This is a genomic window from Moraxella cuniculi (assembly GCF_900637105.1).
GTDB classification, from domain to species: domain Bacteria; phylum Pseudomonadota; class Gammaproteobacteria; order Pseudomonadales; family Moraxellaceae; genus Moraxella; species Moraxella cuniculi.
In genome coordinates, this window is sequence record NZ_LR134343.1 from 2,166,082 (window position 1) to 2,179,535 (window position 13,454).

General features: G+C 45.8%; 8 protein-coding genes. 4 read left to right on the plus strand and 4 right to left on the minus strand.

The genetic code is table 11. The features are described 5' to 3' along the window. Nucleotides 1–436: 436 nt before the first annotated feature. The 3 genes from EL162_RS09775 to ruvB all read right to left on the minus strand — a co-directional run bounded on the left by EL162_RS09775 (nucleotide 437) and on the right by ruvB (nucleotide 7,154). Nucleotides 437–4,669 carry a beta strand repeat-containing protein gene (locus tag EL162_RS09775; RefSeq protein ID WP_126331596.1) on the minus strand — a complete coding sequence of 1,411 codons (4,233 nt, stop codon included), beginning with the start codon at nucleotides 4,667–4,669 and terminating at the stop codon, nucleotides 437–439. A gap of 62 nt (nucleotides 4,670–4,731) precedes the next feature. Next, complete coding sequence (locus EL162_RS09780; protein WP_076555830.1) at nucleotides 4,732–5,685, minus strand: OmpA family protein; 954 nt, start codon at nucleotides 5,683–5,685, stop codon at nucleotides 4,732–4,734. 476 nt (nucleotides 5,686–6,161) lie between these two features. Further along, on the minus strand, nucleotides 6,162–7,154 hold the full coding sequence (gene ruvB, locus EL162_RS09785) for a Holliday junction branch migration DNA helicase RuvB (protein WP_126331597.1): 993 nt from the start codon (nucleotides 7,152–7,154) through the stop codon (nucleotides 6,162–6,164). Between the two features lie 387 nt (nucleotides 7,155–7,541). Here ruvB and EL162_RS09790 point away from each other — a divergent pair, with 387 nt between their 5' ends. The 3 genes from EL162_RS09790 (at nucleotide 7,542) to EL162_RS09800 (ending at nucleotide 10,467) form a co-directional block, all read left to right on the plus strand. Beyond that, nucleotides 7,542–8,024, plus strand: coding sequence for an MCR_0457 family protein (locus tag EL162_RS09790; RefSeq protein ID WP_126331598.1), 483 nt, complete (start codon nucleotides 7,542–7,544; stop codon nucleotides 8,022–8,024). A 207-nt stretch (nucleotides 8,025–8,231) separates the two neighbouring features. Beyond that, nucleotides 8,232–9,236 carry a porphobilinogen synthase gene (hemB, locus tag EL162_RS09795; protein WP_126331599.1) on the plus strand — a complete coding sequence of 335 codons (1,005 nt, stop codon included), beginning with the start codon at nucleotides 8,232–8,234 and terminating at the stop codon, nucleotides 9,234–9,236. A gap of 55 nt (nucleotides 9,237–9,291) precedes the next feature. Further along, on the plus strand, nucleotides 9,292–10,467 hold the full coding sequence (locus EL162_RS09800) for an MFS transporter (protein ID WP_126331600.1): 1,176 nt from the start codon (nucleotides 9,292–9,294) through the stop codon (nucleotides 10,465–10,467). Here the strand turns inward: EL162_RS09800 and EL162_RS09805 are convergent. Continuing rightward, nucleotides 10,430–10,675, minus strand: a complete 246-nt coding sequence (locus EL162_RS09805; RefSeq protein WP_126331601.1) for a hypothetical protein — start codon at nucleotides 10,673–10,675, stop codon at nucleotides 10,430–10,432. The two genes, EL162_RS09800 and EL162_RS09805, sit on opposite strands and share 38 nt — an antisense overlap. Nucleotides 10,676–10,820: 145 nt before the next feature. Between EL162_RS09805 and EL162_RS09810 the strand changes: the two genes are divergently transcribed. Next, nucleotides 10,821–13,157, plus strand: a complete 2,337-nt coding sequence (locus tag EL162_RS09810) for an NADP-dependent malic enzyme (RefSeq protein ID WP_126331602.1) — start codon at nucleotides 10,821–10,823, stop codon at nucleotides 13,155–13,157. Nucleotides 13,158–13,454: the final 297 nt, after the last annotated feature.

The following is a 13,454-nucleotide window of genomic DNA, read 5'->3' on the forward strand; positions in this document are numbered from 1 at the left end:
AGATGTTTGATTGGGCTTTTGTGTGGCAGGGGCAATCTGTCCAAATAAATGACAATTGCCTGCATATTCCAAACATTTGCCTTGGCTGTGGTAAAATACAGCGTATCAAATGGGCATTTCTCAATAATCTTTTGGCTCTCTTGTTGTTGATTTACCTTATCCAACCAAAATAAATTTCAAGCCAAATCGGTAATTTTATGATTAATAGCAATTTTTAATTTCAGCCTTGTTATTGATGGCTCTGGGAATAAAAAAACACCCCCACGTTGCTGTGGGGGTGTTGGTTGGTTTGTAACCTGTACGAGCTAGGTTTAGCTGTACGGTAGGTGAGATAACCGTTAGGCTTAACCGCTGTGATTAAATAGCACTTGGTTTTTACCGTGGTGATTTAGATAATCACTTGGTTTAGCCGTGGGTTAAATAACCATTCGGTTGGTTAGACAACCTCGATACCTTGTTGGATATAGACTTTGCTGGTTGAGCCGTCTGCTACCGACCAGATATCGTAGGTTACGCCATCAACGGTTGTGGTGCCGCTCTTCGCGAAACCTGCTGTGTTGGTAACAAGGTAACCACCTGGACCGAGGTTCACTTTGTCGCCAGCATTACCTGTGATGTAGAGACCATCGTTTTTCAGCAAGTTCTCTTTGGTGAGGTAGTTGATGATATTGTTACCTGTGCCAGTGAGGTCAATTCTCTCGATGCCTGAAACGTGGGTCATATCAAGAATTTGTCCTGCACCTTTGAGGTTAATAATATCGGTACCTGCACCACCTTTGATGGTTAGCTGGGTTGGGTCTGTTTTGCCACCTAGGTTTACGGTGTTGGTATCGGTCGCAAGATCGGTGTTGTTGTCGTTACCGAGCGATCTGCCGTTTGCGTTTTGGATCGCGTTGTATTCTCTGAGATAGGTTGCTGGCATATTGTCGCCACTACCTAAGTCAATGGTTACAAAGGTGTTGATGTTACCCTCGATGGTCAAGGTGTCGCTACCACTACCCAAGTAAATGTTCGATTGCGATACATTTTTCTTGATGGTTACGGTGTCGTTACCTGCTTCGGCAAAAATATCCGCCGAGGTAGCGTCACTGTTGAGCGATGAGAATAGCGAACCGTTTAGGATATATTCATCGTTACCTTCGCCCAGATACACACGGGTTGCTTGGTTTTGATCCTCACGCACCATCAATGTATCATCACCTGCACCTAAGTCCACAGTGGTGATGCTGGCTGCGTTGTCGGCAGAGGTTCTAGCTGGACCTAGATCATTGTAGTTAGCGATGTTACCGCCGTCCGATGTTACCGTGCCATCAGCGTAGTAGCCGATATAGACGGTGTCGGCACCGTTTGAGGTAACAATCGCAGTGCCTGCGTTATCACCAGAAACGGCGGTGGCAATGGTATAACCAAAGTCGCCAGTTCGTACATTTGCCGCACTTTGACCGTAGTAAAGGGTCATATCACCATTGAGAGCGTTTAGGGTGATGGCGTTACCATCAACGATAAGCCCTGTGGCGGTTGAGTTGTTGCCCACTCTGTAGTTTGAGTCAGCTTGAACGGTGGCAACCAGTTTTTCTTGACCTTCGTGGTTGAAGGCGTTACCGAAGGTTTCTAGCACTGGATCGACCAAGAAGCTGGCTGAGGTTTTACCTGCTTTGACGGTAAGCGTTACCGTGTTGGTGGCAGCGTCGTAGTTGGCTGGTGAGCCATCTTCCAAGGTAACGCTCTTGATATCCGCACTGCTTGCACGACCATTGACATTGTCATCGCCCAATTTCACTTTAACGGTGAGGTCATTGGCGAGTGTTTGGTCTAGGGTTACAGTGTAGGTAAGACCTGTTGTCGTATCGTTATCTTCCATTGTGGCTTGGAAGTTGGCAGTAGTGGTTGAATTTAGTGGTGCGGTTACGGGACCCAAATCACCACTGACGGAGATATTAACAACTGGCGGCTTATCCGCTGCAATTGCACTATCTGCCGTGAGTTCATTACCTGTTTTACCCACTTTCATGGTAAACGGCTCACTAGGCTCTCCATCTTGGTTTTTGATGATATTGAGTCTCACGCCAACATATTTCACACCCGGTGCCACAGAGAAGGTACCGCTACCATCAGCATTAACGGTGTAGGTGATGCCGCCTGGTACTTCATTCGTGTCTGCATCACGGGCGATCAAATTATAAACAGTGAAGTCGGTATCGGCAGTGGTTGCCCCTTCTTTACCTGCTTTTGCAGTGCCTGTGAAGCTAAATGGAATATCATCAGCACCTGTGTCGTTGGTTAGTACAATAGTGCCTACATCTGCCGTTTTTGTTGTTTCATCACCCTCTTCGAGCCATTCCTGAAGATATAATTCTTCCACTCCTGCCGTTTTTGGTGCAGTTGAGGTATCGTTAATGGTTGCTTCGTTACCTTTTACGCCACCTACAGTGTAAGTGAGGGTTTCTGCCCCTTCGGTGGTGCTGTCGGCAACCGCTTGTTGTTTGATATCAAACTTCACAACGCCTGCTTTAACATTTACCGAGCCGTTTTGGTTAGCGGTTACGCCGTTTGTTACTTCTTTGCCGTCTTTGTCATAAGCGGTGAAGGTTCTATTGGTGATTGCTGCCAAGTCAGTTGCTGGGTTGGCAGGGGTTGTGCCTGTGCCTGCAACATCGATGCTGAGGTTGTTTGCACCGTTGTTGTTGGTGAGTTTCACTGTCGTAACAACATCTTTACCTTCGTCGGCATTTTGAGTAACCACGCCATCCTTGTTGGTGTTGTCCACAGTAGCATTTTTGGTGTCAGTGCCAGCATTGCCGTCTACTGGCTCAGAGTCATTTTTACCTGTCTCTTTACCGATAGCCGTTACTTTCTCACCGTCTTTAACGCTGTCTTGTGGGATAGTGACTTCGCCTGTTTGTGGATTGATGGTCGCACCTGTGCCGTTTGGATCGTCCAAGGTCCAAGTATTGGTTTGCGTATCTTTCTTGGCGGTTACTTTCTTCGGTTGATTGTCTTCACCTGTGAAAGTAATCGGCACTTCATCGTTATCAGTACCTGGATTTACAGTTACCGAACCATCTTTGGTTGATGGGGTAACGGTTGGTTTTTCAGCTGGTGTTTTTGATGAGTCGGTTACAGTAAATGTGTTACCTTCAACTACTGAACCATCTGGGTTGCCCACAGCCACTTTACCTGTTTCATCACCTTCGGTAGTGTTGTCTGCTTTCACAGGAACACGGATTTCAAATTCAGTGACCCCTGGTGGTACGTTCACTGTACCATCGCCGTTTGAGGTTACGCCGTTAGTGAAAGTCACATTCGTTAGGTCAAAGTCAGCACCATCTACGCCTGTCGTATCTGGGCTGTTGATACCGATAACGAGGTTGTCCACACCGTTGTTGTTATCCAACTTGATTTTGGTAACAAGCACTTCACCTTCATTCACGGGTGTTGTTGTCGTAGTGACACCGTCTGGGTTGCCGTCGTTGTCGCTATCGCTGCTGATGACTTTGGCATTTTTCGGGTCATTTTTTGAGGTTGCATCATCGTCTGCGGTGTTGTTGTTCGCATCTGTTGAAGTTGCCTCTACAGGAGTGTTATCTTTCACCGCATCTGGTGGTAGCGTCACTGTACCTGTTGTTGGGTCAACCCAAGGTTGTTTTGGATTGTTCGCATCTGGTGCTGTTGGTAATTCGTTACCATCTTTATCCGTCGCTTTCCAAGTACCATCAGGTTGTTTTGTCGCGGTGATGATTTGCTCATTGTCATCTTCATCGGTGTATTTAGTCGTGTTTTTCACACTGTCCTTACCCGGTGTTGATGTCACTGAACCATCGTCATTGGCAACGACTTCTGGTTTATCCGCTGCTGTATCCACGGTGGCTTCCGTTGGGTCTGAAGTCTCTTTGCCTGGTGCTTTAGCGGTTACGGTCACTTTGTCGCCTTCGTTTAGTTTAGGCACATCAACGCTGTACTCGCCTTTGTCGTTAGCTTTAGTCGTAATTGTGCGACCATCTGGTAATGTGATAGTGACATCCGCATTCGGGTCAGTTTTACCCGAGATGGTGGTGGTGTCATCTTGACCGTCGCCATCGGTGTCTTTGTTGGTTAATACAACCGTTGGTTTAGTGGTTTTTGGCGTAGGCTGAACAGGCGTAGTTGGGTTATTATCATTACTACTCTTATCGTCATCATCATTTGCCAAGGCAGCGATTGCACCAGCACCCAATAGACCGCCCAGTAGCCATGGCCAGATGGCTGCTTTGGTTTGGGTAGCACCAAGCCACCATGGAGCAACAACTGATTCGCCGCCCAATGCTTGACCTTCGATATCACCAGGAACCAGCTGAGTAACATAATCAGCCACTTCACCAGTATCTGGCACATAGTAGTAGTATTGACCATTTTCGGCTTGACCAATCAAGGCAGCAGCACCATCTTGGTCATAAAAACCTTCGATGATAAGATCGCTTTCTTTGCCTTCATCTTCCAAAGAGATGTGTAGGTCTTGACCGACGCGTTTGGTTACGATGTGGTCAGGGCCACGACCAGTTGCACGGTCGATGAATTGATAGTTTACATTTTTTGTTGCTTTAATGACGGTTGGTTGACCATCATTGGTAACAACATTGACTTCTTGTACAGTTTGTACAGCGTCATTGATTTTTACGATGATATTTTTCATATAAAATTTCTTTGAAATTAATAAAAATAAATAAGCTATTTATAGCAATTTTTCAAAAAAAATTACTCGCTTGGAATCACAACCATCACACGGCGGTTTTCTTGACGACCAGCATCAGTGCTGTTGGTAGCAACTGGACGAGATTCACCAAAACCTTGAGCGGTCAAACGATTGGCTGCGATGCCGTGATTTTTGATAAGGGCTTCACGCACAGCATTGGCACGACGCTCTGATAGGCGTTGGTTGTAGGCATCAGAACCAACAGAGTCGGTATGACCTTCGATGATTGCCTTGGCATCTGGGTATTGAGACAAGAATGCCGCTGCTTTGGCAACTTCGCCTTGGTATTGTGATTTGATGTTTGATTTGTCAAAGTCAAACAAGATGTTCAAGCGAACATTTGGGCGAGTTTCTACATAGTATTCAGTCGGTGCTGGTACTGGAGCTGGAGCTGGCACAACAGGTGCTGGTACTGGAGCTGGAGCTGGGCAGTTTTCAGGGTTTACACGGCTGATTTGATGGTTTTGTTTGTAAGTTTTGTCGGCAGACAATACTTGTCTTGCTTGTTCAGCACTGATTTGTTGTAGCACTGGGACATAGTTTTGTTCTGTGCCAACTAGGAAGTACTGAGTTTCGCCTGCTTTTAGATTGATGGTAGCAGCACCGATGGCCAAGTCATTAACTTTGGCAGCGGTTGGGATAGCACTTAGCTTAACATTGCCAGCACATACCACACCTGCTGAATAATGACCATCTTGCAAGCTGGTTAGGAAACGACCATCAAGACCGATGTTGGTGCTTGATTCAGGTGCAACTTGATTGTTGGCACTTGGGCGAATAAACACAACACCAGCAGTACGATCGCTAAGTTGTAGATTGTTCAAATCACCAGAAGCTGATTTGGTCCATTTAACATGAGAGCTGCCAGGCACAACCACAGTATTTGCCGAAGCAGACACTGCAAAACTTGCCGCAGCAATCGCTGTTGCCAGCGAAAGATGTTTGATAGTTAGCATAGTTTACCTTAGAAAACAGGGCATTAAACAACACCCAGATGAACAAAATACACCAAAACCACAGCAATTAGCCAAACCCAAACACAGGGTGGTTTTGATGGGTGGGGAGTGGGATAGCCCAATCCATGCACCCTATTATTATACCTGATTGTAAAGCAATATAAAAACCAACAATTGTTCACAAATCAACCAGTGGTATATTTAATAACTCATTGATTTATGGTCATTTTTTATTGAAATTATTAAAATAGTTGCAAGTTATTTACAAGAAACTAACAAAAATACATACAAGTTATATCTTTTAGCTGGGGGGGGGGAGAACATAAGTTGCGAAAAATCAACCAGTTAAAAGGATTTTGTTTTTGTAAGAATTGGGTAACATTTGGGAAATTTATTGTGGGCGAGAATTATACAAAATTTGACAGCTGCTATATTATAGCACAACACAATGTATAAAACAGCTCGCCCTTATATCATCACCAGCCCAGTACGCCTTCTTGTTGCACCTTGTCTGAGATGATGCGACCTTTGCTTGTGCGTTGGATATAACCTTGTTGCAATAAATATGGCTCGATGACATCTTCAAGCGTACCTCTGTCCTCTGCCATGGCTGCCGCCAAAGCCTCCACCCCAGCAGGCCCGCCATGGAATCGCTCGGACAATACCGACAGATAGCGACGATCCAACTGGTCAAGACCTCGCTTATCCACAGCAAGCATATCCAAGGCCGCAGCTGCAATCTGAGCAGTTACCACGCCATCACTACGCACCTCGGCATAATCTCGCACGCGTCTTAGTAGGCGGTTGGCGATACGAGGCGTGCCACGGCTGCGATGAGCCACTTCCGCCGCCCCACCATCATCCATCACCACGCCAATCAATCGTGCCGAACGCTTGATGATGGTTGTCAAATCCGCAACATTATAAAACTCAAGCCGCTGCACGATGCCAAAACGGTCAAATAATGGTGCAGATAACAGCCCTGCCCTTGTGGTTGCCGCCACCAAAGTAAACGGTGGCAAATCCAGCTTAATTGAGCGTGCAGCAGGCCCCTCACCAATCATAATATCAAGCTGATAATCCTCCATCGCAGGGTATAGGATTTCTTCAATCACAGGGCTAAGCCTATGAATCTCATCAATAAACAGCACATCATGAGCCTCAAGATTGGTAAGAATAGCCGCCAAATCTCCTGCCCTTTCTAGTACAGGCCCTGAGGTGCTACGCAAATTGCCACCCATCTCACGAGCGATGATATTAGCAAGGGTGGTTTTACCAAGCCCCGGTGGCCCAAAAATCAGCGTATGATCCAACGCCTCGCCCCTTGCCTTTGCCGCTGGGATAAATACCTCCATCTGCTCACGCACCTTCGGCTGTCCGATGTATTCGGCCAAGCTATTCGGGCGAATGGCACGGTCGGCAATATCGTCTTTTTTTAGACTGGGGTCAATAAGGCGGTTATCTGACATTGGCAGCTCTGCTGTTGGTTGGCTATTATAATAAAGCTGGGATTGCAATCCCTATAAAGATAACAAAAACATCAATTATCCAAACTGTGTATTTTATCACAAAACTTGCCCAATGATAAAAAATCGCTAAAATCACCGCAAAACCATGCGATATTGTGGCAAATTTTGCCAATCTGTTACTAAAATATGCCTTTAACTACAATACACATACATTTTATTAGGGATTTTTTTGGTGGAAGTTATTATTATATAGCTAAATTTTTACAAGAGCTTTTGGCTGTTTGGCGACAAGTCTGGCTGTGGCAGTTAATGCGTTATTCAAATAACAAATCTGGCACCAGAGCCACGCACGACAAATTCACGCCTTTTATTTGTAATCTATAATATATGAAAAATTTACAATCCGCCCCATCTGCTCATCATTCACACTGGCACAGGATTGCCATGCCAACCTCGCTTGGCAAGTCCAGCCACCACAAAACCCTTGTCCTGCTAGTATTGACTGTATGCCTATGGGGCAGTTTTACTCTGCTGGCAAATGCTCGCTATCAACGCACTGCCACACCACAGACGGTCGCCAGCCAAGAGGTCTATCTGACAGTTACTCGTTATGAACTAGCATTGATTCAAGTATTGTCCGAAATCTGCCCATCTGTACTTAACACTCGGCAAAAAATCAATTTTAACCGTGCTTATGACAGACAGCTTAGAGCCTTTATGCCTCGTGCAACGAACCCACATCAGACACTGCGTGAGCTAAGCAATCAGCGTGAATACCGCAATATCCTACAAAATGTCCGTGCATGGACCGCCAGCTACCCTGCCGATGAAAATCGTGCTTTGTGTTATGAATTTGCCAATATGGGCTAATATCAGCTGCCAGTCGCCAGCTGGACATAACCATGCCGCCCTATCAGACTCTTCGGCATATTATTACTTTTGCCCTTGCTACACCAATGCCATCTTACCACTTAACTATCAATATCACCAAGCTCACCGATCTGTGCCAAAGAGGCGACTTCAACCCAAGAAAGTGTTATAATGCCAACATACCCTATCAACCATCAAAGGTGAATTATGTACACTTTTAATCGTCAATTCCCCCATAGCCGCCTGCGTCGTCTGCGTGTCAGCGATGGACTGCGTGAGATGGTGCGTGAGACACATTTGGCACCTGCACATTTAATCGCCCCTGTGTTCGTCATCGAAGGCGTGCAACAAAAACAAGCCATTGCCAGCATGCCAAATGTCTATCGCTACTCGATTGATTTGTTGATTGATTATGTGCGTCAGCTGTTTGCCGAAGGTGTACGCATGATTGATATTTTTCCTGTGATTGATCCTGCCAAAAAAACCGCCGATGGGCAAGATGCCTATCACCCAGACACGCTGGCGGTGCGAGCAGTGCAAGCTATTAAAGATGCAGTACCTGAGATGGTTGTCATGACCGATGTTGCACTTGACCCCTATACCACGCACGGACAAGATGGGCTGATAGATGATGCAGGCTATGTACAAAATGACGCCACCATCGAGGCACTCATCAAACAAACCCTGCTCCATGCCCATGCAGGTGCCGATGTCATCTCACCAAGCGATATGATGGACGGTCGCATTCGTGCCATGCGTGAGGCACTTGAAAGTCAGGGCTTGGTAAATACTGCCATCATGGCGTATTCTGCCAAATACGCCTCTGCTTATTATGGGCCATTTCGTGATGCTGTCGGCTCAAAAGGCAACCTAAAAGGACACAAAAAGCAATACCAGATGGACCCTGCCAACCGTGCCGAAGCACTGCATGAGGTGGCACTGGATATCCAAGAAGGGGCGGATATGGTGATGGTAAAACCAGGGCAGCCCTATCTGGACATTGTCCGAGAAGTCAAAGACAGCTTCGGCGTGCCGACCTTTGCCTACCAAGTCTCTGGCGAATATGCCATGCACATGGCAGCCATCAATAACGGCTGGCTGGACGAGGCGGTTATTCTAGAGAGCCTAATGGGCTTTCGCCGTGCTGGCTGTGATGGCATCTTGACTTATTTTGCCTTAGACGCTGCCAAAATGCTGAATGAATATGCATAAACAACACTCAAGCGTATAACAAAAGTCAAATAATCAGCCCAAAGGAAATGGCATCATGGCATTAAGCAAGCATGGAGCATTTGATTTTCGCCGTGGTGAGCTGGCGTTAAACCTGTGCTTTTTTGTTAATGCCTTTGGCTCTACCATGTTAATACCATTCATTGTGTTTTATACAATGAATGGGGCAATTACTGAGCAGCAAGTAGAGCTGCTCGGTGCGATGAAATTTTGGCTGTTGCCCTTTTTTTCTGTCATTGGCTTATTTTTGGCATTAGAAAAACGCATTAATAAGTATCTTATCGCAGGCTTGGTACTTAAAAGCAGTGCGTTTTTTGTCATTATGGTCAGTCAGCAGTTTTATGCTCTGTGTGTTGCTTTATCGCTCAATGCTCTTGGCGGTGTGCTATTTTCAACCGCCAGTGCCTTGTACATTAAACAAACTTCACATGATATTGCCCACAGCTTTTCGCTGCGTTTTACCATTGCCAACATGGCAGCTACCGTATCGCCGATATTTGTCATCTTATCACAAAAGGCACCGCATGGATTTTATGCACTTAGCATTGGCGTGATGGTATTGTATGCTGTTGGCGTGGGTTTGTTTTGGGCATTTGCTCGAAGCGTTGCACCCACATCAGCCCCGCAAGCCGCCACAGACTCCAAGAATCCACAAAACACCATCGCACAAATCGGCATTGTATTATTTCTTGCCTTAAGCTCTATGGCGTTTGCGATTTTTTATTATACCTTTGAAGTTGGCGTGCCGATTCATTTGACCAATTTTGACAAAAAAGCAATTTTTCCCTATCTGATGGGATTAAACACGCTTGCCATTGTCTTGTTACAAATCAAACTCTACAAAATAATCACCAGCAAAATTGGTAATTTTTATGCCTTATTGCTCTCACTTGCTTGTTGTTTTGTGTTATACCTACCGTTTTTGAGCCATGAAGATTTTCGCCTGCTGCCGTTGTTTTCTTTGGTAGTCGGCATAACGATGGTTGAGATTTTTTATAGCACGGCTTTGGATGTGATTATTGTCAATCATTTTAGCAAAAAAGCAGCCAAATACCTGCTAAATCTTGCCCATGTCTTCGTGGCAATCGGTGCAACCATCGCAAGTCTTATAGACAATAAAAATACCCTTATCTATGTGCTGCTTGCCTTGATTTTTGCCATCGTGTGCATTTGTATCAAGCTACGCCCAAAGGCAGCTCGGCTTGATAAATAGCACCAAAGCAAATTATACCACCCAAGCCCAAACTCAACTCATCAGCAGCACAACCCAACTGCCAAAGCCAAGCCGCAAACAGTTCATCAAACTTATCCATTGCAGCTTGCTTTGCAAATACAAATTGGCGTGTTGCACCGACCATTAAGTTTATGGTTTTATCGCTTTTTACAACCAATCTGTGTGCATATTTGCTGATTTGAATCATAAATTTATCTCTGTTTTTGCCTATCACTTGATAAAAAATCATGCTAAAATAGCAAGACCGAATTTATATTTACAACCAAACTTACAACCGCACAGTGTACGCATTGTAAGTAAACGGATTCATCAAACAAGCCAATGGGTCATTTATGAGTAACACAATCCCCGAAGAACAAAAGGTAAAAGACACGGCATTTAATTCTGATGCCGACCTACAAAAACAGCAATTTGAACAAGCTGCTCTGCACTATCACGAACACCCACGCCCCGGCAAAATCTCTGTAACACCAACCAAAAAAATCGCCAACCAACGAGATTTGGCACTCGCCTACTCACCAGGCGTTGCCGTGCCATGCCTTGAGATTGAAAAAGATCCCAAACTTGCTGCCAAATACACCGCTCGCAACAATTTGGTTGGTGTTATTACCAATGGTACTGCCGTGCTTGGCTTGGGTAATATCGGTGCATTGGCATCTAAGCCTGTGATGGAAGGCAAAGGCGTATTATTTAAAAAATTCGCTGGCATTGATGTTTTTGACATTGAGATTAACCAAAACGATCCTGACAAATTCATCGAAGCGGTAGCAAGCCTTGAGCCGACCTTTGGCGGTATTAACCTAGAAGACATCAAAGCCCCTGAATGCTTCAAAATTGAGCAAGAATTGCGTGAACGCATGAATATTCCTGTGTTCCATGACGACCAGCATGGCACGGCAATCATCGCAGCTGCCGCCCTGCTTAACGCCCTAAAACTTGTCAAAAAAGACATCGCTGACATTAAAGTTGTCTGTTCGGGTGCGGGTGCAGCGGCGATTAGCTGCCTTGAGCTGATTGTGGCACTTGGCGTTACTCGCTCAAATATCTATGTGCTTGATTCTCGCGGTGTCATTACCACGCATCGTGAGGGGCTGGATGAATCAAAACAACGCTTCGCCCAAGCTACTGACGCAGTAACGCTTGATGAAGTCATTGGCGATGCTGACTTTTTCTTGGGATTATCAGGCCCTGGTATCTTGACCCCTGATATGGTCAAACGCATGGCAAAAGACCCCATCATCTTTGCCCTAGCCAACCCCACGCCCGAAATCATGCCAGAACTTGCACACGCTGCTCGTTCTGATGTCATCATGGCAACAGGTCGCTCGGATTATCCAAACCAAGTCAATAACGCCCTGTGCTTCCCTTACATTTTCCGTGGTGCATTGGATGTTGGTGCAACCATTGTCAATGAAGAGATGAAAATCGCCTGTGTGCACGCCATTGCAGCGATGGCACATACCGAAGTGTCGCTGTCTGAAACAGACAAAGCCACCGAAAGCAAGCAGTTCGGTCGTGAATATCTCATTCCTGGCCCACTGGAGCCAAACCTAATCCTAAACATCGCCCCTGCTGTTGCCAAAGCTGCGATGGATTCTGGTGTGGCGACTTTGCCGATTGAGGATTTTGATGCCTATCGCCAAACCCTCTCCGAGTTTGTTTATAACTCTGCACTGGCAATGAAACCTGTTTTCACCCAAGCCAAACAAGCACCCAAACGCATTGTCTATGCAGAAGGTGAAGATCCAAATGTCCTGCGTGCCGTACAGGTGGTGGTTGATGAGAACATGGCTCACCCTATTGTCATCGGTCGCCCAGAGGTTATCGCTGAACAGATTCAGGCACTGGGTCTTCGTCTACACTTGGGCGAAAATGTAGAAGTGGTTGATATCAATAACAATCCTAAGCATGAAGCATACTGGCAACACTACCATCAAGCCAACCATCGCTTGGGCGTATCGGCAGAATTGGCACGCCGCGATATGCGTCGCAAAAGCTCGCTTTTGGGTGCGATGATGGTCAGCCAAGGCGATGCTGATGGCTTGCTATGTGGTACTTTTGGTTATTATGATTTGCACTTGGGCTATATCCGCCGTGTTATCGGTAAGCGTGCAGGTGTCAGCGATTTTTATGCAATGAGCGGTGTTATTCTCCAAGATCGCACATTATTTATCGCCGATCCATACATTCACGAAAACCCAACCGCTGAGCAAATTGCCGAAATGACCATCTTGGCCGCCCAAAGCATTCGCCGCTTCGGTGTTGAGCCACGAGTCGCCCTATTGTCGCACTCTGACTTCGGTACTTCACAGCGAGAATCAGCAGTGAAAATGCGTGAAGCTTACCGCATTTTGCGTGAAATGAATGTGGATTTTGAGTTTGATGGCGAAATGCACGGCGATACCGCTCTTGATGTGCGTGTGCGTGAACAAAATCACCCATTTAGCACCCTGCACGGCTCTGCCAACTTGCTGATTATGCCAACTTTGGACGCAGCTCATATTGCCTTTAACCTACTCAAGGCAACCAGCGGCGGTTCAGCGATTGGCCCAATCTTGCTTGGTGCTGATAAGCCTGTGCATATCCTTGTACCTGCAGCAACGGCCAGACGCATCGTCAATATGACAGCGATTGCCGTAACCGATGCCCAAAAGTCATCAAATCACTAATAAAACAACCAAAAACGCCAACGATTGCTTGGCGTTTTTTATACCTCTAATCTAAGCTTGATGGTTTATAAATCAGTACTTGCAACTTGTTTGCTTGGCTAACAATCATCGTTACAGCAGCCAAAATGTACAAATTATTGGCATAAGCCCATTACCAAAACCACACCAAAATAGCTTGGTGATTAAGTATATTTGATATTAGCTTTAAGCCATTTTAGCTTACACAACATGGCAATAATAGATAGAAATTACCTGCCAAATGCCATTTCGAATGATTTTTATTAATTCTAATAAATT